Source organism: Solwaraspora sp. WMMA2065 (assembly GCF_030345075.1).
GTDB lineage: Bacteria > Actinomycetota > Actinomycetes > Mycobacteriales > Micromonosporaceae > Micromonospora_E.
Map to the genome: position 1 here is coordinate 3,208,881 of NZ_CP128361.1, position 19,837 is coordinate 3,228,717.

At 69.8% G+C, this 19,837-nt stretch carries 20 protein-coding genes; 6 read left to right on the forward strand and 14 right to left on the reverse strand.

Annotation, left to right across the window (positions count from 1 at the left end; genetic code table 11):
• Positions 1 to 157 precede the first annotated feature (157 nt).
• Entirely contained in the window at positions 158 to 1,219 is a 1,062-nt protein-coding gene (locus O7610_RS14445; protein WP_502959096.1) for a YihY/virulence factor BrkB family protein, read from the forward strand.
• Positions 1,220 to 1,254: 35 nt separating this feature from the next.
• Here O7610_RS14445 and O7610_RS14450 read toward each other — a convergent pair whose 3' ends face one another.
• From O7610_RS14450 to O7610_RS14460, 3 genes are all read right to left on the reverse strand, one after another.
• Positions 1,255 to 1,989, reverse strand: a complete 735-nt coding sequence (locus O7610_RS14450) for a Clp protease N-terminal domain-containing protein (RefSeq protein WP_289213491.1) — start codon at positions 1,987 to 1,989, stop codon at positions 1,255 to 1,257.
• Between the two features lie 53 nt (positions 1,990 to 2,042).
• Entirely contained in the window at positions 2,043 to 2,462 is a 420-nt protein-coding gene (locus O7610_RS14455; RefSeq protein ID WP_281551266.1) for a roadblock/LC7 domain-containing protein, read from the reverse strand.
• A gap of 129 nt (positions 2,463 to 2,591) precedes the next feature.
• The gene (locus O7610_RS14460; protein WP_281551267.1) at positions 2,592 to 2,963 is read right to left on the reverse strand and encodes a hypothetical protein; all 372 of its coding nucleotides are present in this window, start codon (positions 2,961 to 2,963) and stop codon (positions 2,592 to 2,594) included.
• A 228-nt stretch (positions 2,964 to 3,191) separates the two neighbouring features.
• On the opposite strand from O7610_RS14460, the gene O7610_RS14465 reads away from it, so the two are divergent.
• Together O7610_RS14465 and O7610_RS14470 are read left to right on the forward strand one after the other, a co-directional pair.
• Positions 3,192 to 4,217 (forward strand): glutathione S-transferase family protein, encoded by a 1,026-nt coding sequence (locus tag O7610_RS14465; RefSeq protein ID WP_281551268.1) that lies wholly within the window; start codon positions 3,192 to 3,194, stop codon positions 4,215 to 4,217.
• Positions 4,218 to 4,291: 74 nt separating this feature from the next.
• Positions 4,292 to 4,576 carry a putative quinol monooxygenase gene (locus O7610_RS14470; protein ID WP_281551269.1) on the forward strand — a complete coding sequence of 95 codons (285 nt, stop codon included), beginning with the start codon at positions 4,292 to 4,294 and terminating at the stop codon, positions 4,574 to 4,576.
• A 51-nt stretch (positions 4,577 to 4,627) separates the two neighbouring features.
• On the opposite strand, the gene O7610_RS14475 is transcribed toward O7610_RS14470, so the two are convergent.
• Together O7610_RS14475 and O7610_RS14480 are read right to left on the reverse strand one after the other, a co-directional pair.
• On the reverse strand, positions 4,628 to 4,852 hold the full coding sequence (locus O7610_RS14475; protein ID WP_281551270.1) for a hypothetical protein: 225 nt from the start codon (positions 4,850 to 4,852) through the stop codon (positions 4,628 to 4,630).
• 10 nt (positions 4,853 to 4,862) lie between these two features.
• Complete coding sequence (locus tag O7610_RS14480; protein ID WP_289213492.1) at positions 4,863 to 6,248, reverse strand: dipeptidase; 1,386 nt, start codon at positions 6,246 to 6,248, stop codon at positions 4,863 to 4,865.
• Positions 6,249 to 6,338: 90 nt separating this feature from the next.
• Between O7610_RS14480 and O7610_RS14485 the strand changes: the two genes are divergently transcribed.
• Entirely contained in the window at positions 6,339 to 7,817 is a 1,479-nt protein-coding gene (locus O7610_RS14485; protein WP_281551272.1) for a plasmid pRiA4b ORF-3 family protein, read from the forward strand.
• Positions 7,818 to 7,893: 76 nt separating this feature from the next.
• Here O7610_RS14485 and O7610_RS14490 read toward each other — a convergent pair whose 3' ends face one another.
• From O7610_RS14490 to O7610_RS14515, 6 genes are all read right to left on the reverse strand, one after another.
• Complete coding sequence (locus O7610_RS14490) at positions 7,894 to 9,012, reverse strand: M48 family metallopeptidase (protein ID WP_281551273.1); 1,119 nt, start codon at positions 9,010 to 9,012, stop codon at positions 7,894 to 7,896.
• Positions 9,013 to 9,044: 32 nt separating this feature from the next.
• Complete coding sequence (locus O7610_RS14495) at positions 9,045 to 9,773, reverse strand: uridine kinase family protein (RefSeq protein ID WP_281551274.1); 729 nt, start codon at positions 9,771 to 9,773, stop codon at positions 9,045 to 9,047.
• Positions 9,770 to 11,374, reverse strand: a complete 1,605-nt coding sequence (locus O7610_RS14500) for a cobyric acid synthase (RefSeq protein WP_281551275.1) — start codon at positions 11,372 to 11,374, stop codon at positions 9,770 to 9,772. The genes O7610_RS14495 and O7610_RS14500 overlap by 4 nt, the downstream gene beginning before the upstream one ends.
• A gap of 31 nt (positions 11,375 to 11,405) precedes the next feature.
• A complete protein-coding gene (locus O7610_RS14505) occupies positions 11,406 to 12,434 on the reverse strand; it encodes a cobalamin biosynthesis protein (protein ID WP_281551276.1) in 1,029 nt (342 codons plus the stop codon).
• A 138-nt stretch (positions 12,435 to 12,572) separates the two neighbouring features.
• A complete protein-coding gene (locus tag O7610_RS14510; protein ID WP_289213493.1) occupies positions 12,573 to 13,421 on the reverse strand; it encodes a single-stranded DNA-binding protein in 849 nt (282 codons plus the stop codon).
• Positions 13,422 to 13,665: 244 nt separating this feature from the next.
• Positions 13,666 to 14,103, reverse strand: coding sequence for an SRPBCC family protein (locus O7610_RS14515; protein ID WP_281551278.1), 438 nt, complete (start codon positions 14,101 to 14,103; stop codon positions 13,666 to 13,668).
• Between the two features lie 319 nt (positions 14,104 to 14,422).
• Here O7610_RS14515 and O7610_RS14520 point away from each other — a divergent pair, with 319 nt between their 5' ends.
• Positions 14,423 to 14,851, forward strand: coding sequence for a nitroreductase/quinone reductase family protein (locus tag O7610_RS14520; protein ID WP_281567289.1), 429 nt, complete (start codon positions 14,423 to 14,425; stop codon positions 14,849 to 14,851).
• 88 nt (positions 14,852 to 14,939) lie between these two features.
• Complete coding sequence (locus tag O7610_RS14525; RefSeq protein ID WP_281551280.1) at positions 14,940 to 15,419, forward strand: winged helix-turn-helix transcriptional regulator; 480 nt, start codon at positions 14,940 to 14,942, stop codon at positions 15,417 to 15,419.
• A gap of 153 nt (positions 15,420 to 15,572) precedes the next feature.
• Here O7610_RS14525 and O7610_RS14530 read toward each other — a convergent pair whose 3' ends face one another.
• The 3 genes from O7610_RS14530 to O7610_RS14540 form a co-directional block, all read right to left on the reverse strand.
• Complete coding sequence (locus O7610_RS14530; protein ID WP_281551281.1) at positions 15,573 to 16,757, reverse strand: acyl-CoA dehydrogenase family protein; 1,185 nt, start codon at positions 16,755 to 16,757, stop codon at positions 15,573 to 15,575.
• 280 nt (positions 16,758 to 17,037) lie between these two features.
• Positions 17,038 to 17,775, reverse strand: coding sequence for an SDR family NAD(P)-dependent oxidoreductase (locus O7610_RS14535; RefSeq protein ID WP_289213494.1), 738 nt, complete (start codon positions 17,773 to 17,775; stop codon positions 17,038 to 17,040).
• A gap of 44 nt (positions 17,776 to 17,819) precedes the next feature.
• Complete coding sequence (locus O7610_RS14540; protein WP_281567288.1) at positions 17,820 to 19,448, reverse strand: FAD-binding oxidoreductase; 1,629 nt, start codon at positions 19,446 to 19,448, stop codon at positions 17,820 to 17,822.
• Between the last annotated feature and the right edge of the window lie 389 nt (positions 19,449 to 19,837).

Below are 19,837 nucleotides of genomic sequence, written 5' to 3' on the forward strand. Positions count from 1 at the left end.
CATCCGGCCCGGGGTACGCGTCCGACCCGATCTGGCGGTCCAGGGGTGTTCCTTGAAGTCGATCGGCCCGTCCGGCGCAGGGGGACGACGACCCGAGGATTGGCCAGGGTGGCGGTTGGGCAGGATCCTCGTACCGCACCGATCGGAGGTCGCCACGATGTCGACAGCGGGTACCACAGGGATCCAACCGGGCCAGGACGGGCCGGTGACTGAACGCCGGAGCCCGGGCGATCCGGACCGGCCGCCGGTGGGGCCGGACGAGGGGCCGGACCACCCGGCCCGGCTGTCTGCCTCGTCGCTGTGGGCAGCCGCTCGGCGTACGATCCGCGAGTTCACCGCCGACGCAGTGCCCGACCTGGCCGCCGGGCTCACCTACTACGGCGTACTGTCGATCTTTCCTGGCTTGTTGGTGCTGGTGGCGGTGCTCGGGCTGCTCGGCGGCGGCGCCACCGACGACGTCCAGGGCGTGATCGGCGGTCTCGCGCCCGGCGAGATCGGCGGCTTCCTCGACCAGTCGATTGCCCAGGTCCGGGAGAATTCCGACACGGCTGGCCTGGTGGCCGTCGTCGGTCTGCTCGCCGCGTTCTGGTCGGCGTCCAGCTACATCGGGGCCTTCATGCGGGCCGCCAACGCCATCTACGACGTGCCGGAGGGTCGCCCGATCTGGAAGACGTTGCCGATCCGGCTGGGCGTCACCGCCGTCATCGGGCTGATGCTGATTGCCAGCGCCCTGATCGTCGTCTTCACCGGGGAACTGGCCGCCCGGACCGGGGAACTGCTGGGTGTCGGACGGGAGGCGGTCGCCGCCTGGGACGTCGCCAAGTGGCCGGTGCTGGTGGTCCTGGTCAGTCTGATGTTCTCGATCCTGTACTGGGCCACGCCGAACGCCCGGCAGGGCGGGTTCCGGTGGGTGAGTCCGGGCAGCGTCCTGGCGGTGCTGCTCTGGCTGCTGGTCTCCGCCGGATTCGCGTTCTACGTCGCCAACTTCGGGTCGTACAACGAGACCTACGGCGCCATCGCCAGCGTGATCGTCTTCCTCGTCTGGTTGTGGCTGACCAACATCGCGATCCTGCTCGGCGGCGAGTTGGACGCCGAACTGGAGCGTGGCCGGGCGATCGCGGCCGGCCATCCGGACGACCGCGAGCCGTATCTCGAACTGCGGGACACCCGCAAACTGCCCGCCAACCGTCGACCGACAACCGCCGAGACTGACGGCTGACGGCTGACGGCTGACGGCTGACGGCGGACGGAAAATCAGGCCGCCGGCAGGTCCTCCCGAGAGGCCGCAGAGCGGACGTACGTCTCGACGTCGGGTTTGGTGACTCCCAGATCGGCCAGCGGGCCGGCCCCGGCGGCGTACTCCAGCAGGGCGAGCAGGATGTGGGCCGTCCCGACCATCCGGTCGTCGAACCGTAGCGCCTCGCGGAAAGTCAGCTCCAGCACCTTGCGCACCTGGGCGTCGAAAGGGACGAGCTCCGGCACGTGGTCGACCGCCGGCGGCAGGGCCGTCGCCGCCACCTGACGAATCCGGTCCAGGTCGCCCACCCGATCCGCCAGAACCCGGGCGGCGAGGCTGTCCAGGTCGGCCAGCAGGGCCAGGACGAGGTGCCCGGTGGTGATCTCGTCGTTGCCGGCCCGGCGGGCCTCGTGCTGGGCGGCGACCACCGCGTTGCGGGCCTGCGGAGTGAACCGGCTGAACCCCTGCTGCGGGTCGAGGTCGTTGGGTTCCTCCGGGGTCTTCGGTACGAACCGCTTCTGCGCGGCCTGTTTGCTGACCCCGATGCTGCGCCCGATCTCGGTCCACGACGCGCCGGACCGGCGGGCCTGATCGACGAAGTGACCGATCAGGTGATCGGCGAGTTCGCCGAGGTGGTCGCCGACGACGACGGCGTTGCTGAGCTGGGCGAGTCGGTCGTCACTGGCTTGTTTGATCCCGGCGATCAGGTCGTCGAGGCGGACCGGATTGCCGAGCGGCAGATATTCGGACATGCGTCAACCTTAAGTTGACGCGTGTCCGACGTCAACCCAAGGTTGACGTTTTCTCAGAGCCGTACCTGATTTGCCAGGTGCTCGTCGAGCATGGTGGTCAACCGGCCGGCCACCCCGCGCGCCTCGATGTGCAGCCGGGCGACGTTCAGCCCGTCGGCGCCGAGCACCGCGAGTAGCGCACTGTCGTTGATCGCGTACACCGAGAAGTAGCCCTTGTGACTGCGGACGGTGGACTCCCGGAACGGGCCCTGCCGCAGAGCGAGGCCGGTCTGCCGACCGAGCCCGAAGGTCGCCGCCGCGAGCGCCGCCAGGTCGTGCGGCTCTGTCCCGTCGGTCAGATCGTGCAGCAGCAACAGCCCGTCGACACCGGCGATCACCGAGCCGATCACGCCGGTGACGCCGTGTTTCAGTGAGGCAAGTTCAGCGGACGCCGGATCCGGAGGTGACGGAACGCTGCCGTTGGTCCCAGACATGACTGATCTCCGTTCGACGGTACGGGGCGGGGTCGTCATTCCACCCGGGCAGCGCACTCGCCGGGAAGGGCCGCCGAGCGCACCCGGCCGCCCGCCCCGGCGAGCAGACGAAAACTCCTACCGGCCCGGTCAGAGCTCGATCGAGGCTTCGAGCTGGCGCAGCTGGTGCCGGGCGAGGGCCAGGTTCGACCGGGACCGGCTCAGCGCCAGGTAGAAGAACAGGCCCTGACCGGACCGGGAGGAGACCGGACGGATCAGGTGGTACTGGGTGTCCAGCGTGATGAGAATGTCCTCGATGCCGTCAGCGATCTTCAGCATCTCCAGGGTACGCATCTTGGCTCGGACCACGTCCGTGTTGCCTGCCGCAGCCACCGCGAGATCCATCTCGGCCGAGCCACCGGCGGTGCCGAGTGTCATTCCGCTGGAATAGTCGACCAGCGCGGCACCGATGGCACCCTCGATGCTCATCGCGTCCTTGAGTGCCGTGTCGAGTGAAGCCATGCCCTGCCTCCGGGGTGATTTCAGGTGGGTCAACGCCCACCGGAGAGTTGCACGACGATGAGCCATGGTGCACGTCGCCGGGCGATAACTGGCTGAGCAGACTACCAATCCCGCGTCCGACGTCCACCGAAGCCACCGGCATGACCGATACCGCACAGGAGGCTGCCGCTGTCAACCCGACTACGTCCGGACCAGGTGCGGTGCCCGTCGGATGGGTACGGTGCAGACATGGCGAAGACGGCAGACGGCAGCTACGTCAACCCCGGCGGTGAGTTCACCCGCGATCAGCGGTACATCGCGACCCGGATCACCGGCGACGGGCGCGATGGATATCCGGTAGAATCGCATCGATACCGGCTGGTGGTCAGCAGGGCATGTCCGTGGGCAAACCGGGCGATCATCGTCCGCCGGCTGCTCGGTCTGGAACAGGCCCTGTCGATGGGCGTGGCCGGGCCGACCCACGACAAGCGCAGCTGGACCTTTGACCTCGACCCGGACGGACGGGATCCAGTGCTCGGTGTCGAACGGCTGCAGGACGCCTACTTCGCCCGATTTCCCGGCTACGAGCGCGGCATCACCGTGCCGGCGTTGGTCGACGTGCCGACCGGGCAGGTGGTGACCAACGACTACGCCCAGATGACCCTCGACCTGTCCACCGAGTGGACCGCGTACCACCGCAGCGGCGCGCCGCAGCTCTACCCGGAGCCGCTACGCGCCGAGATCGACGAGGTCAACTCGGTGGTCTTCGCCGACGTGAACAACGGGGTCTACCGCTGCGGGTTCGCCGGTAGCCAGCACGCCTACGAAGCGGCGTACCGACGATTGTTCGACCGGCTCGACTGGCTCTCCACGCGACTGGAGAACCAGCGCTACCTGGTCGGCGACACCATCACCGAAGCCGACGTACGGCTGTTCACCACGCTGGTGCGCTTCGACCCCGTCTACCACGGACACTTCAAGTGCAACCGGCAGAAGCTGACCGAGATGCCGGTGCTCTGGGCGTACGCCCGGGATCTGTTCCAGACGCCGGGATTCGGGGACACCATCGACTTCGATCACATCAAACGGCATTACTACGAGGTCCACCGGGACATCAATCCGACCGGGGTGGTACCGGCCGGCCCGGACCTGGCCAACTGGCTGACCCCGCACGGACGCGAGCGGCTCGGCGGGCGCCCGTTCGGCACCGGCAGCCCGCCGGGGCCGCCACCGGCCGCCGAGCGCGTGCCGACCGGTCACACCCCGCTGAACTGAATCCGAACCCCGCTGAACTGAGACCGAACTTGCCAAAGACCGAACTGGCCGGAAACCGACGCAAAGGAGCGGCATTGATCATCATCGCCGGTGCACTGTACGTAGAGCCCGCCGGCCGGCCGGCATACCTGGCTGAATGCCAACCGGTGGTGCAGGCGGCCCGCGCCGCGAAGGGCTGCCGCGACTTCAGCCTCAGCGCCGACCTGGTCGAGCCGGACCGGATCAACGTCTACGAACGGTGGGAGTCCGAGGCGGAACTGCTCCGCTTCCGGGGCTCGGGGCCGTCGTCGGGGCAGACGGCGGCGATCCGCGACGCTCGGGTCGAGCGTTTCGAGGTGTCGTCCGTAGGCCCGCCGTGATGCTCTCCGTCGGTCGGCCGCGACCCAGCCGCAGCCGACCGACGGACCAGGTCACGACCGACCCGAGACGCCGGCCGTGGCCGGCTCCTCCACCCGCAGGCCGTGGGCACGCACCTCGTCGGCCACCCGGGCCAACGCGGAATCGATGGCGCAGAGGGCAACCGAGACCTCGCCGAGCTGAGCGCGCAGCGACTCCTCGGACCAGGCGGAGACGCTGACGCCCCGCAGAGCACTGACCGCGGCGTCGAGCCGCGCAATCACCTCGTTCGTACTCATGTTCGAAAGACTAGCGTACCGGCGGAAGCCCGCGCAGCTGAATCGCCGGATCCGCCACCGCCGCGAGCAGGAACGCCTCGGCCAGGCAGACCCGGGCGAACTCGCCCAGGTGCAGGCTCTCGTTCGGCCCGTGCGCGCCGGTGTACGGGTCCTCCACCCCGGTCACCAGGATCGCCGCGTCCGGAAACATCTCCTGGAACGTGGCGATGAACGGAATCGAACCGCCGACACCGACGTCCACCGGCGCCACGCCGTCCCACGCCGCCGCGAACGCCGCCCGGGCGGCGTCGAAGTACAGACCGGCCGCGTCGATCACGCAGGCGTCGCCGTCACTTTCCAGGCTCACCTCGACCCGCGCCCCCCACGGGGCCTGTGCCCGCAGGTGCGCGGTCAGCGCCGCGTACGCCGCCGACGGGTCGTCACCCGGGGCCAACCGCAGGCTCAGCTTGGCCCGCGCCGCCGGCACCAGGGCGTTCGGAGCGCCGTCGGTGGCCGGGGCGTCGATGCCGAGCACGGCCAGCGCCGGCTTGGTCCACAGCCGGTCGGTCAACGCTCCGGTGCCGGTGAACCGCACCCCGTCGACCATGCCGGCCTCGGCCCGCAACCGCTGCTCGGGCAGGTCGACGGCGGCGCCGGTCCGGCCGACCAGGCCCGGTACCGCCACATCCCCGGCCTCGTCGTGCAGGGTGGCCAGCAGCCGGCAGAGCGCGGTCAGCGCGTCCGGCACCGGACCGCCGAACATGCCACTGTGCACCGCCTGTTCGAGGGTACGGACCTCGACGAAACAGTTGACCAGACCACGCAGCGACGTGGTCAACGCCGGTACACCGATCTCCCAGTTCGCCGAGTCGGCGATCACGATCACGTCGGCGGCGAGCTCGTCGCGGTGGGCGTCGAGCAGTCGGGACAGCGACTCGCTGCCGTACTCCTCCTCCCCCTCGACGAAGAGCACCACACCGACCGGCAACGCGTCACCGAACGCCCGCAGCGCGGCGACGTGCGCCATGACTCCGGCCTTGTCGTCGGCGGCACCCCGCCCGTACAGCCGGCCGTCCCGCTCCACCGGCTCGAACGGGTCACTCGACCACAGCGCCGGATCACCAACCGGCTGCACGTCGTGGTGGGCATACAGCAGCACCGTCGGGGCACCGGGCGGCGCCGGCCGGCGGCCGAGCACCGCCGGCTGCCCGCCGGCCCGGACCACCTGCACGTCCAGCCCGCAGCCCCGGGCCAGCTCGGCGACCGCCGCAGCGGACCGCTCCACCTGGCTGTGGTCGAACCCGTCGAAGGCGATACCGGGGATGCGGATCAGCCGCTCCAGGTCGGCGCGAACTCCGGGCATCTCCCGGGCGATGGCGGACCGCAGGTCGGCGGCGGTGGGGATGGCAGTCGTCATCCGACGATGGTAGGGGCCGTCCGTTGCTCATCCGGCGACACGCCGGGACCTCGCCTCGCGGCGCCGCAAGCGGACGGGCACACTGGCGCGATGGACGGCACCGACAACCCCGAACCGTGCGACTGCCCCGGCTGCAGTGAGGAGACCGGCGACGTCATCGGCACCCTGCTGAGCGGCGCCGCCGCCCTGGTCGACGACGACGATCCGATCGCCGCCGAACTCACCGGGGCGATGTTCGTCGCGATGGTCGGCGACGAACCCGACCCCGACGGCGTTCGCCCACTCCGCGACGGGCTCATCCCGCAGCTCGCCGACCGAGGCGGTCCCGAGGCGGTGGCGCTGCTGACCGCGATCGCCGCAGTGTCCCCACCGCCCGCCGCCGAGGTGGCCAGAGTTGCGGCGACGACCCTCGCCGGGACCGGCGTACCGATGCCGAAGTGGGCCGACGAGGTCGCCGCCGAGGTGACGGTGGACGACTGCTGGCGGATCGACAGCCCCGACGGGACCGACTCGGTCTTCACCGTCGCCTTCCGGCGGGCCGGCCGTACCCACGCCATGATGGTGATCGTCGACCACGCTGACTGCTCGGCCGCCCAGGACATCCTGCTGCTGGACGGTGACCAGCTGCCGGCGGCCCTGGACGAACTGACCCGGGATCCGGGCACCACCCGGACCCGACTCGACCCGGCCGACCTGCGGTGGCACGTCGAGCAGGCGTTGGACGCCCGCAGCGTGCACGACGAGGCCGACGACGAACTCGACGACGAACCGGAACCCGACGACGACGAGGGGCCGCCGTACCCGGTGCTGGCCACCCTGCTGGACGCCCGACTGGCCACCATGCCGGAGTCGGACCGGCCGCCGGCCCCGCACCACGACGCCGGTCCCGACGACCTGGCGGACCTGCTCCCCGGCCTGCTGCACGGCGGTGCCTTCCCCGCGCAGCGCCGTCCCGGGCCGGTCCGGCCGGCACCGGCGCGCAAACTGCCGGCCAAACGGAAGAAGTCACAGGGACCGGCGCCGGTCTACCAGGTCGACGTGGTGCTGGCCGACAGCGAGCCACCCGTCCGGCGACAGCTGGAAGTCGTGGGTGACACTCCGTTGGAGGACCTGCACCACGTGATCCAGTCGGCGTTCGACTGGGACGACAGCCATCTGCACCTGTTCGAGACGCCGTACGGCGATTTCGCACCGCCGGGTGACCGGACCGGGCACCAGTCGGAGCGCAAGGTCACCCTGGAGCAGGTCGCCCCGGCCGTCGGCGACACGATCACCTACCGGTACGACTTCGGCGACGACTGGACCCACAAGGTCACCGTCGTGGCGGTCACCGACCGCGACCCGACGGCGGTCTACCCCCGGTGTACGGGTGGCGAGCGGGCCGCCCCGCCGGAGGACTGCGGCGGTGTCTGGGGCTACGCCCACCTGCTCGACGTGCTGGCCGACCCGTCCCATCCGGAGTACGCGGACCGACGCGACTGGCTCGGTCTCGACGACGGGCAGGCACCGCTGGACCCGGCGCGGTTCGATCCCGACGTGATCGAGCGGCGGCTGGCCGCGCTGCGCTGACCGGCTGCAGGTCACTCCGCCGGCCACCAGGGCCGGCCACCAGGTCGACCGCGCCGGACGCGCGTCGGACTCCGGGTCAGCTCCGCCGGCCACCGGGCCGGCCGGTGGAGCTGGCCGCGCCCATCCAGGACCGGGCGCGGCCAGCGGCACCGCTGGCCCACTCGCCGACGTCGGCCGCGCCGGAACCCAGCCGACGCAGCAGGCCGACCAACGGATCCTGGCTGCGGCCGAACTCCTCGCGGTACGCCTGCGCGGCGGCCTTGATCTCCTCGGTCACCGAAGCGGCCGGGTCGTCGGCACGGCGTGGGTAGTCACCGGCCAGCACCTGCGCGTACCCACCGGAGTCGATCCACTGCCGCAGTGCCGCGGCCCGCGCCACCGGCACCGGGTGGGTGCTCCAGGCGGTCATCCGGAACTTGTGCAGGCTGTCCCGCAGGTCACCGCCGCCGTCGTACTCGGCAGCCTGCTCCAGGAACGCGGCGGTGTCGATCTGGCTGAGGTCGCCGCCGCCGGCCAGCTTCATCAGCAGCCGCTGCGCCGCCGCCGGGTCCTGACCGGCGAGCAGCCCGGCACGGTCGCCGGACAGCTCCGCCTTGCGCCACCACTCCAGCATCGCGGCGATGATCGCCCGCAGCGCGATCGCGCCGACCGGCAGCCAGCTCAGGTTCGCCGCCCAGCGGGTCAGGATGGCGAGAATTGTCTGGTAGACGGCGTGACCACTGCGGACGTGCCCCAGCTCGTGGCCGAGCAGCGTCCGCAGCTCGGCGTCGTCGAGCTGCTGTACGCAGGCGGTGTTGACCACGATGAACGGTTTGTCCAGGCCGATGGCCTGGGCGCCGAGCACCGGGGACTGGGTCACGAACAGCTCCGGCAGCTCCGGCACGTCCAGCGCGGTCCCCGCCTCGGCGAGCAACCGGTGCACCCGGGGGTACTGGCGGTGGTCGACCCGGATCGCCGACGCCAGGTAGCTGAGCCGGAACGCCCGCTCGTTCCACATCCCGAAGAACGTCCGTACCACGTCGTCGAAGCCACGCAGCTCACGGAGCGCGGTCAGCGCGCCCCGGTCGGCCGGGTGCTCCCAGGCACGGGAGCTGATCCCGGTCAGCGTGATCCGCCGCCGGTCCGGGGTGGCGGCGTCCGGCGTGCCGCCGCTCGCCGCGGCCGTTGGCGTGGTGCCGTCGTCGTCTGCGGTCATGGCGGACGCTCCCCCGGGATCGGCTGACTGGCCTACCGGGCCGATGGTGCCCCACCGGCGCCACCGGCGTCTACGTCCGGCCAGTCCCGGATCCACCCGTACGCCAGCTGGCCGGACGGGAGCTCAGCAGCGCCGTCAACGACCATGTCGACCGAACCGAGCGTACCGTCGGCGGTGAAGAACCGCTCCTCGGCCCGCCGCCAGCGGTCGAGCGTCGGCTGTGTCGCGGCCCCGTCGCGGGTGAGCGACCGGGCCAGGCGCACCGGTTCGGGTGCGGTGACGTAGACCGACAGCGTCGCGGCCGGCCGGACCGCCGCGCGGGCCGCGCTCACCCCTTCGATCACGAGTACGGCGGGCGGTTCGATCACGGTCCAACCGGCGCCGAACCGCCCGGCGGCCCAGTCGTATCGTCGGTAGCGGGCCGGCCGCCCGGTCCGCAGCGGGTCGAGCACGCAGGCGCTGAGCCGGGGCCAGAAGGTGAACTGGTCACGCCAGCCGTCCAGCAGGTCGTCGGTGTGCACGACCGCCACGGCCGGTCCGGCGGCGGTGCTGGACGGCTCCGTGGCCGGCTCCGTCGCCGGCTCTGTCGCCGGCTCTGTCGCCCTGATCGTCGCGCAGGCGGTGGCCAGGCAGTCGGCGAAGGTGGACTTGCCGGCGGCGCTCGGGCCGTCGACGACGACGAGCCGGACCTGGCCGAGGCGGGCCGGGGCGGCGTACACCCGCCGGGCGAGACTTTCGAAGGTCGAGACCCCCCGCGTCACCGGGGAGCTCCAGGTGGGATGAACGGTAGTCCGGCCGGCGGCCCGGACTCGATCAGCCGCCACAGCGCGGCGGTGTCCAGGTGCTCCTCGACCAGGTCGCCGAGCAGATCCAGTCCGCGTTGGCGCAGCGCAGCGAAGCTGGTGTCCGGTGCGACGGTGAAGCCGTGCCGGCCGGCCCGGCGGGCCACGTCGGTGAGGTAGCGGCGACGAAACTCGTCGGACTCGAAGGCACCGTGCCAGTGTGTGCCGTACACCGAGCCGAGCCGCGTGCCCTCGGTGCCGCCCGACGTGCCAGGGCCGGCTCCGGTGCCGGTGCCCACCTCGGTGCTGGTGCCGGTGAACAGCGGCGAGGTCGACCCGTCGGACCGGGAGACGTACCCATGGTGAATTTCGTAGCCGCGCACCGGCACGTCACTGTAGGCCCGCCCCGCGCTGCGGGTGACGGTCTTACGCTCGGCGAAGGTGATCTCGACGGGCAGCAGGCCGAGCCCCGGTACGCTGCCCCGGCGGCTCTCCACCTCGTCGTGGATCACCCGGCCGAGCATCTGGAAACCGCCGCAGATGCCGAGCAGCGGGCGGCCGGCGCTGGCGTGCGCGGTCACCGCCGCAGCCAGCCCGGTCCCCCGCAACCAGGCCAGGTCGTCCACGGTCGACCTGGTGCCGGGCAGGACGACGAGGTCGGCGGCGGCGACCTCGGTCGGGTCGACGGTGAGCCGGACCTGCACGCCGGGCTCGGTGGCGAGCGCTTCGAGATCGGTGGCGTTGGAGATCCGGGGCAGTCGCACCGCCGCGACCCGCAGGATGTCGCGGCCGCGCGGCGCCGCGGGCCGTCCGATCGTCCCGCCGTACGCCAGTGAGTCCTCGCCGTCCAGCCAGAGATCGGGCTGCCAGGGCAGCACCCCGTAGGTGGGTCGGCCGGTCACCTGGTGCAGCATGTCGACCCCGGGTCGCAGCAGCTCCTGATCACCACGGAACTTGTTGATCACGAACCCGGCGATGTGTGCCTGGTCCTCTGCACTGAGCAGGGCGACGGTGCCGAACATGGCGGCGAAGACGCCGCCCCGGTCGATGTCACCGACGACGATCGCCGGCAGCCCGGCGTGCCGGGCCAGCCCGAGGTTGACGAAGTCGCCCGCCCGCAGGTTGATCTCGGTTGGGCTGCCGGCCCCTTCACAGATCACCACGTCATACTCGCCACGCAGCTCGGCGAGGGTGGCGTGCACGGTGTCGGCGAGGCGGGAGCGCATCGCGCGGTAGTTGGTCGCGGTGACGGTGTCGACCGCCTCCCCCAGCAGCACGACCTGGCTGGACCGGTCACTGCCCGGTTTGAGCAGGACCGGGTTGAACCGCACCTGCGGCTCCAGCCCGCAGGCGGCTGCCTGCACCGCCTGGGCCCGACCGATCTCACCGCCCCGGCCGTCGGACCCGACAACCACCGCCGAGTTGTTGGACATGTTCTGTGCCTTGAACGGCGCGACCCGCACTCCGCGCCGGTTGAGCCATCGACAGATCCCGGCGGTAAGCAGGCTCTTGCCCGCGTCGGAGGTGGTCCCGGCGACCAGTAGGCCACCACCACCGGCGGGGCCAGCATTCCCCGGCACCCCGGACTCCCTTCCACTCCTGGTACTGCCGCTACCGGCGGCGAATTGTCCGTAGGGCGGCCCTGACCATCTGTACGGTCAGCTGTGCGGCGGCCAACTGCACGGCCGGCGCCGCGAACCCGGACGCGACGGCAGCGGTGTCGCCGACCCGCCGGGACAGGGTGGCTGCCCGGCGGATCTGCCGAGGCGAGGGACGCGGACCGTCACCGAGATACGGACGCACCTCGGAACGCCCGAAGTAGATGTTGCGTCCACCGAGCCGGATCCCGAGCGCCCCGGCGAACGCCGCCTCGCACTGACCGGCGTTGGGGCTCGGATGGTCGGCGCGGTCGCGCCGCCACACCCGCCAGGCCCGTGCCCGGTCGCCCTTGACCGTCGGCGACCACCACACGGCGGCCAGCCCGGTGAGCCGCGACGGCACGAAGTTGAGCAGGTCGTCGAGTCGCGCCGCAGCCGTGCCGAACCGTTCGTAGCGCGACGACCGGTGCCCGATCATCGCGTCCAACGTGTTCGCCGCCCGGTAGCCGACCAGGCCGGGCAGACCGGCGACGGCACCCCAGAACAGCGGCGCGACCACGGCGTCCGAGGTGTTCTCGGCGACCGACTCGACGGTCGCCCGGGCCAGCTCCGGCGCGTCGAGCGCGGCCGGATCCCGGCCGCAGAGATGGTTGAGCCGGCGTCGGGCCGCTGGTACGTCTGCTCGGCGCAGCGCCCGCGCCATAACGTCCGCCTCGGTCCGCAGCGTACGGCCGCCGAGCACCGCCCAGGTGGTGCCGGCGACGATTGCCACCCGGGCGATCGGATGCCGCCGGGTCAGCACCGACGCAGCCACGGCGGCGATCACCGGCCCCCCGACGGCCACGGCTGCGTAGGCGACGCCGGCCCGACGGGTCGGCCGGTACAGCCGGCGCTCGGCGGCACCGGCCAACCGGCCGTACCCGGCGACCGGATGCCAGCGGCGGGGGTCGCCGAAAAGGGTGTCCAGGGCATAGCCGGCGACCAGGCCGCCGGCCGTGGCGGCGGCGGCCGACGTGTTGACCCTGCCAGCGCTGGTAGCCACTCCGGCAGCCTACGTGGGGCCGGTGACAGGTGACGGGTCGGCCGACGGTCACCTGTCACCGGGCGGCTGACCGTCGAAGCGGTGGTACGGGCGGGTCGGCCCGCACCACCGCGCTCGTCGGCATGAACCGGGCCAGGGTCAGACCGGCACCGCCGTCCGGCTGCGCGACCGCCGGGCCCGGCCGGACGAAGCCGGCCGATCCTCGGCCGGCAGCGGATCGCCGGTCGGATCGTCGGGAACCCCGTCGCCGCCGAGCGACTGCGACGACGATGTGTCCACCAGCATGTCCAATAGCTCGTCACGGTGACCGGCGTCGTCGCCGGTCGTCGTGGTGCCGGCTCCGGCGTCCTCGGTCGAAACGGCGGCTGCGCCGGCCTGGGCCGAGGCGGCTGCCTCGGCGGCGAGCACGTCCACCGCCAGCGTGATCGGCCGACCACCCGGACGGTTCGGTTCCCCTTCGACCGGCGACGGCACCGACGATTCCAGGAACATCGGGTCGTCATCACCGTCGAACAGCTCGTTGCGGGTCGCCGGCACCTCGGCGGCCGGCACCTCGGCGGTGGCCTCGCCCTGCACCCGCCGCTCCGGGTCGTCCCCGTCAACTTCGCTGGTCGCCAACGTCGGCCGGTTGCGGGTGAACCGGCCCCGTCCCCGGGCCAGGTCGTGCCCGACCGCCACCGCCTCCATCTCGTACTGCAGGCGGTTGGTGCCGTCGCCGTCGACCCAGTCGCGGGTGTAGAGCCGGCCGACCACGACGACCGGGTCGCCGAGCATGACCGAGGAGCAGACCCCTTCGGCCAGTTTGCGCCAGCAGTTCACCCGGACCCGGAGGCTGTTGCCGTCGACCCAGCGGTTGCTCTCCCGGTCGAGCCGGCGCGCCGTCGAGGCCACTTTGAAATTGGCGACCAGCGTGTTGGTCTGGGTGGTACGCCGCCACTCCGGCGTGGTCAGCACGTTACCGACAACCGTTACGTACGTATCGAACATCGCATCTCCGCAGGGGCTCGTCGGGTTGATCTGATCGAGTCGACTCGACGCACAGCCTCGATTGACGGCACCCCTGCCGCCAGCCACCGGCCGGTGGTTCTGTGGACAGAACCACGGCTGTGGACAACCGCACCGATACCGAGTTGATCTGCTAAGACGCGACACGGAACCGGCGGGTGGGCCGCTGCTCAGCGGCCCACCCGCCGGATGGAAGTCGGATGGTGTCCGGTGGTGACCGGTAGGATCAGCTACCGACCTCGGACCGGCTCTTGGCGATGAACCTGGGAAGACTGTCCTTGACGTAGTATCCCCAGGCATCACTGCAGCCGCCGTAGCACTCGAACTGCGGCACGAGCCCCTCGTGGGTGAACGTGACCTCCGTTTTGCCGTCCTTCTCTGCGATGTCGAAGACGACCCGCGTGTCCTTCCACTCTGTCCTGTCCGCCACGAAGGTGATGTCGGCCTCGGTGACGAGCCAGACGACCTTCTTTCCGGGCACGAACTCGGTGACCTTCTGCTTCGAGTAGTGCAGCGCGCCGTGTCGGTAGGTGAACTCGGCGCCGAGACTGTCCGCCGTTCCCTCGATCTCCCCGTCCCACCACCCGCGTACGTCGTTGATGGCGTGGAAGACGTCCTCGGGGTTCTGGTGCACGCTGAAGGACGTCGTGTAGCTCTCGCTCATGTCTTCCTCCTGGTTGGGATGTTGCGGTGGACGCAGGTGCCCCGGATACGAACACGACACCGCGGCGGGCGGTCTATCGGTCCTCGCCGCCCGGCGAGATTCACGCCTCTCCTCGCCAGCGTACGGCGCACCGGACGATCCCCGGGGATCCTGCTCTACATCGGGCAAAATCGGAGAACTGTGGGACCGGTCGTCGGTCCGGAGATGCTCGCGGTGCCCTTGCCGCCGCACCGGATCGGTACCGTGGAGTTCCGGAGCAGTTGCGGATGCCGGCAGCACGGCACCTCGACCCACGAGTTGGAGTGAACCCATGCCACTGATGCCCAGGGACGAGGCCATCGATTTCAATCGAAGAGTTATCGAGGAGTTCCGCGCGAACGCAGGCCGAGTCGGCGGAATCCTGGCCGACTCCCTCGTCATCCTGGTGCACCACGTCGGCATCCGGACCGGGATCGGCCGGGTCACGCCGCTGATCTGCTTTCCGTTCGATGACCAGCGCCGCTACGCCGTCGTCGGATCCAACGGCGACTCTCCGGTCCGCCCGGCCTGGTGCGCGAACCTGGCCGCCATGGCGAGCACGACCGTCGAACTGGGCGAGGAGACCTTCTCGGTGACCGTCGAGCCACTCGACGATGGCACCCGCAGCCGATTGTGGTCGGAACTGTTCGGCGAGGCCACCGGCCCGGACGAGTTCGCGGCCAGGACCGGGCGGCAGTTGCCGATGTTCCTGCTGACCCGCACGACCTGACGGCACAACTCCGGTCAGCGGGGCGGCCACCTGGCCAGTTCAGCACATCTGCTTGCACCACGCAAGCCAACATGCCAGACTTTGGCTTGTGCTGGGACGCCTGTACGCCAACGAGGTCTGCTCTGCCGCGCGGACACTCGAGGTCGTCGGCGAGCGCTGGAGCCTGCTCATCATCCGCAACGCGATGTTCTTCGGGATGACCCGGTTCACGGACTTCCAGCGGGACCTGGGTGTGGCCACGAACATCCTGGCCAAACGGTTGAGCGAGTTCGTCGAGGCGGGCGTCTTCGAGACACGGCCGGGTGCCGGTGGCGCCCACGTCGAATACGTGCTCACCGAAAAGGGTCGCCAACTGCAACCGGTCATCCTCGCACTCACCGAGTGGGGTGACCGGTGGGCCAATCCGGAGGGGCGGCCGGTCGCCTTCGAACACGAAGGCTGTGGCGGCCACGTCAGTCTGCAGGTCGGATGCGCGGGTTGCGGCACCTCTCCGTCGTCCAGCGACGTGACGGCGCGCGTCGACTCCCGGTTCATCGCGCTGCGCGAGCAGCGCAGACAGCGACGCTGACCCGCCGCAACCTCGACCGTGCTGCTGGTGCGGCCAGATCTGCCGGTGCGGCACCGTGCCAAGGGTGCGGGTAAACGGTGTGGTCCGCTGGCCGCGCGCCCAAATGGACGCGTGGCCGGACCCGTGGGTCCGGCCACGCGTACGAGGCAACTTCTACAGGAACATCGTGTTGGGCTCCAGGCCGCACAGGACACGGCCGTAGGTTTCCAGGTTCGTGTTCGGGTGCATGATGCCGTGCAGGTTGATCGTCTGGACGTCCCGCTCGATCCGCTGGATCGGCACCTCGGAATACACCGACGAACCGCCACTGGCGTTGTTCAGGATGTCCACGGCCTCCTTCGCCCGGGCACAGACGGCACCGGCGTCCATCCGTGCCGCAGCGCGGTCCTCCAGGGTCCACGGCTCGCCGCTGAGGGCCTTCTCATCGAGCCGGCGGACTGCCCGGTGCAGGTGGAACTCGGCTTCGTCGATCTTGACTCGCGCCTCGGCGACCTGCAGGTGGGTCAGCGTCGCCTCGATCTGCTTCTCGTAGTTCGTGTAGGTGATCCGCCGGCTTGGCAGCCGCTCCATGAAAGCGTCCCAGGCGGCCCGCGCCATGCCGAGCGCCGGTGCGGCTGCCACGGCGACCGCAAACTGCAGGAACGGCACCCGCCACGCCTGATAGTCGGCGTTGATCTTCGACGCATGCTGGTTGTGCATCATGACCGGCACCATGTTCAGCACCCGGTTCTCGGGCACGAACAGGTCCTGGGCGATGGTCGTGACACTGCCGGTGCCGCGCAGGCCGACCGTGTGCCAGTCGTCGACGATCGTCAGGTCCGAGACCGGAACGACCGCCATACCCGGCACCATGTTGCCGTCACCGAGGTCGATCATGATGGAGTGGGTGTCCCACTGCGCCTGCGGGGCACCGGTGTTGAAGTGCCAACGACCGTTCAGGATGTAGCCACCCTCGGTCTTCACGGCGACCCCGTTCGGGCCGACCGAGCCGCAGAACCGGTCCTCCGGGTTCGCGAAGATCTCGTCCTGCGCCTCGTCGGGCAGCAGGCCGGCCAGCCAGGCACCGATCGTCATGGTGCTGATGGTCCAACCGGTGGAGCCGTCGCCGTGGCCCAGCTCTGCGACCACGTCCACCACCGTACGCGCGTCCGGCACGGTGCCGCCGTAGCGCGCCGGGAACCGCAACCGCAGCAGCCCGGCGTCCTTCAGCGCGTCGAGCACCTCCGCGTGCAGGGCGCGGTTCTCCTCCTGCCACGCGGCGTGCTTCTGGATCAGCGGGATCAGGTCCCTGGCCCGCTGTACGAGTTCGGGCTGTGGCGCGGACTCGATTACCGTCATCTTTACTCCTCCAGACGAAGGCAGAAATTGGTGCCTGGCGCAGCTACTGCGGCAGGATGTCGGGGGGACGTCCCGTCGTCACAAACTCTGGCATGAGGCCCCTACGGTCCACATCTCTCACGTTGCTCAGGAACGAACTGCATACTGAGCCGCCGGCCGAGTTCCAGTCCGACAGAACATTCGTGGGCTGAACACAGATGGGCAGTGGACGCCATTTCGACGACGTCCACTGCCCATTACTTACCTGCCTCGGGCGGCACCGCCCGTCATGGTCTGTCGCTCAGGCGGACTGAGCTGCGGCGATCTGCGCCGCCATCTGTGCGTACTGGCGCTCCAAGTTCTTCCCCCCGCCCGAACGCCAGCTGTCGGCCAGCGGCTCGGCCATGGCATCGGGGAAGATCTCCTCCTCGCCCTTTTCCAGCCCGTCGTAGACGTTCTTGGCCACGTGCTCGGGCGCCGCCTTGGCCATCACGTCGAAGCCCTTGGTCATGTCGGTGTCGACGAGCCCGGTCATGACGGCGTGCACGCCGACGCCCTTACCCGCCAGCAGACCACGAAGCGACTGCGACAGGTTGAACGCCGCTGCCTTGGCCGCCGAGTACGACGAGACCAATGGGAACGGCGCGAACGCGTTCACCGAAATGTTGTTGATGATCGCACCCTGGGACCGGATCAGCGCCGGGAGGAACGCCTGAATGGTGTCGTACACGCCGAAGAAGTTCACCGCGAACATCTTCTCGAGCACCGCGCGATCGCTCAGGTCGTCGAACGTGACCTCGCCGGCGTTGTTCACCAGCACGTCGAGTTCGCCGACGGTCTTCGCGGCCTGTGCGATCTGCCCCGCGTCGGTCACGTCCAGCGTCACTGCGGTGACCCGCCCGTCCGGGTGGTCGAACGGCTGACGCGTCCCGGCGTACACCCGCTTCGCGCCCCGGTTGAGCGCCTCCTCGAGCAGCGCCCGGCCGATGCCGCGGTTGGCGCCGGTCACCAGGACCGTCTTACCGGTGATCGTGTGCATTCCGTACTCCCTTTCGTATGGACATGCTTCTGACACCCGTCCGATCAGGACGGGAGCTCGACCGACTGCCGGTGGTTGAAGAAGTTCCGCGGGTCGTAGGCCTTCTTCACCGCCTGCAGCCGGCGGTAGTTCTCCTTGTAGTAGAGGTCGTACCAGGCGAAGGCCGACCCGTTCCAGGCCGGATCGCTCAGGTCGGCGTCCGGATAGTTGACGTAGCAACCGTCGGTCTGGTCGTTCGGTACGGGCACGCCGCCGGTGTCCGCGAAAGTGTCACGGTAGGTCTCCCGGGCCCACGCGATGTTCGCCGCGTCGTCCGCCGGATTGGCCCACTGCGCCTGCCAGAGCAGCTTGTAGGCGGCCTCCCGGTGGGGAATCGCCGTCGCGGCGTCGGGCACGGCCGCAGTCCTGCCGCCGTACGGGCTGATGACGATGTTCAGATTCGGATTGTTGATGTCCGACCGGGTCATCGCCCGGTAGATCGCGGAGGCCTGCGCAGTGGTGAAGGTGTCCTTCATGAACGCGGACTTGTACTCGCCGCGTAGCGTCGGGTCGTTGTTCAACGTGTTGGTGGTACCGGTGAGCTTGCAGAACTGCAGCCATGGCATGGTGCTCTGCGAAGCGAACACGGCCGGTGTCACACCGTTCTGCAGATGGGCCAGGTAGCTGTCCAGCATCTGTTGCGCGTTCGGCACGGCGGAGTCGACGAAGGCGTACATGTGTATTTCGCCGTTGGACCGGTGGAACGACTGGATCAGGCTCGTCACCTCGCGGGTGGGGCTGTCCGGGGAGATGTTCGCGACGTGCCAGCTGGCGTAGTTCTGGAGCAGGCGGATGTAGTCGGCTTCGGTCATGGTGCTCCAGCTCCATAGGGCGAAGCTGGACAGTACTTTGGACGGCGGTTTCGGCAGAAGCTGCGCCGGGGACCGGCCGTGCGCTCCAGGCGAGCGGAAGAAGTACCGGGTGACGACACCGAAGTTCCCACCGCCGCCACCGGTGTGGGCCCACCACAGGTGGCGGTGCGGGTCCCGCTTTTCCCGCGTGGCGATGATCGTGTTGACCCTGCCGGCGGCGTTGACCGTGACCACCTCGACGGCGTACAGGTGGTCGACGATCAGTCCGTTGCGGCGGACAAGCCAGCCCCAGCCGCCGCCGGCGACGTGGCCGCCCATTCCGACGGAGTAGCAGACACCGCCAGGCAGCGTGACGCCCCAGGTCTGGTAGAGCTTCTCATAGACGTCGAGCAGAATGGCGCCGGCCTCCACCGCAACAGCCTTCATTCTCGCGTCGTAGTAGATCCTATTCATGTTCGTCATGTCGATGATCGTTTCGACTTCACTGTTGTAGACGAAGTCTTCGAAACCGTGACCGCCGCCCCGGACGGTCAATTTGGTTCCGCGACGCACCGCGCGTCGGACGATCGGGGCAACCTGGTTCGGGGAATCCACCACGTACACCGAGTTGGGTGTCGCGGTCCACCGGTTGTTCAGCCCCATCACAAGGTCGGGGTATTGGGGGTCAGCCGGAGTGACGGGCGCTACCAGCGCACCCGACGCTCCACTCCCGTGCGCGAGTGCCGTGCCGGGCAGTGCGGCACCGGCCAGGGCGACGCCTCCGGCCCCTGCGGCACCGGCAAGTAACGTACGCCGTTCGAACTTCCGCTCTTCGTTGGTCATGGCAATCCTGTCCTCTCTGAATCGAGACAGTGAGAGCGGACGACACCAATTCCCCTGGCCACGTCCGCGCATCGGTCGCCAGGCTATGATCCGGCGACACCCGCCTGCTTCCTTGAAATTGCCCTCTCCCAGTGACCGCTTCTTTTTGCCACTACTCGCTGCGGTTGATTGAATTTCCGTCCGTCAGGATCGCGATTAGGCCGGCGACGACGGCGGCAGTAGCCAACAGGGCAATACGGAAGTGGCCGAGGAACATGAAGAATTGGCAGAGTCGAGCGCGCGTCCCGGTTCCGGGCAGCGACCCGAACCCACCGTCCGATGTGGGTGACCAGTAGTCAGGTGACCGCCCCTCGGCGGGGACCAGCATCGCACCGGCGCTGCTGCGTCAC

Excerpts from the sequence above, each read along its gene's own strand:
- O7610_RS14445 (WP_502959096.1), top strand. The coding sequence starts at position 158 with ATGTCGACAGCGGGTACCACAGGGATCCAACCGGGCCAGGACGGGCCG.
- O7610_RS14450 (WP_289213491.1), bottom strand. The coding sequence starts at position 1,989 with ATGTCCGAATATCTGCCGCTCGGCAATCCGGTCCGCCTCGACGACCTG.
- O7610_RS14455 (WP_281551266.1), bottom strand. The coding sequence starts at position 2,462 with ATGTCTGGGACCAACGGCAGCGTTCCGTCACCTCCGGATCCGGCGTCC.
- O7610_RS14460 (WP_281551267.1), bottom strand. The coding sequence starts at position 2,963 with ATGGCTTCACTCGACACGGCACTCAAGGACGCGATGAGCATCGAGGGT.
- O7610_RS14465 (WP_281551268.1), top strand. The coding sequence starts at position 3,192 with ATGGCGAAGACGGCAGACGGCAGCTACGTCAACCCCGGCGGTGAGTTC.
- O7610_RS14475 (WP_281551270.1), bottom strand. The coding sequence starts at position 4,852 with ATGAGTACGAACGAGGTGATTGCGCGGCTCGACGCCGCGGTCAGTGCT.
- O7610_RS14480 (WP_289213492.1), bottom strand. The coding sequence starts at position 6,248 with ATGACGACTGCCATCCCCACCGCCGCCGACCTGCGGTCCGCCATCGCC.
- O7610_RS14485 (WP_281551272.1), top strand. The coding sequence starts at position 6,339 with ATGGACGGCACCGACAACCCCGAACCGTGCGACTGCCCCGGCTGCAGT.
- O7610_RS14490 (WP_281551273.1), bottom strand. The coding sequence starts at position 9,012 with ATGACCGCAGACGACGACGGCACCACGCCAACGGCCGCGGCGAGCGGC.
- O7610_RS14510 (WP_289213493.1), bottom strand. The coding sequence starts at position 13,421 with ATGTTCGATACGTACGTAACGGTTGTCGGTAACGTGCTGACCACGCCG.
- O7610_RS14515 (WP_281551278.1), bottom strand. The coding sequence starts at position 14,103 with ATGAGCGAGAGCTACACGACGTCCTTCAGCGTGCACCAGAACCCCGAG.
- O7610_RS14520 (WP_281567289.1), top strand. The coding sequence starts at position 14,423 with ATGCCCAGGGACGAGGCCATCGATTTCAATCGAAGAGTTATCGAGGAG.
- O7610_RS14530 (WP_281551281.1), bottom strand. The coding sequence starts at position 16,757 with ATGACGGTAATCGAGTCCGCGCCACAGCCCGAACTCGTACAGCGGGCC.
- O7610_RS14535 (WP_289213494.1), bottom strand. The coding sequence starts at position 17,775 with ATGCACACGATCACCGGTAAGACGGTCCTGGTGACCGGCGCCAACCGC.
- O7610_RS14540 (WP_281567288.1), bottom strand. The coding sequence starts at position 19,448 with ATGACCAACGAAGAGCGGAAGTTCGAACGGCGTACGTTACTTGCCGGT.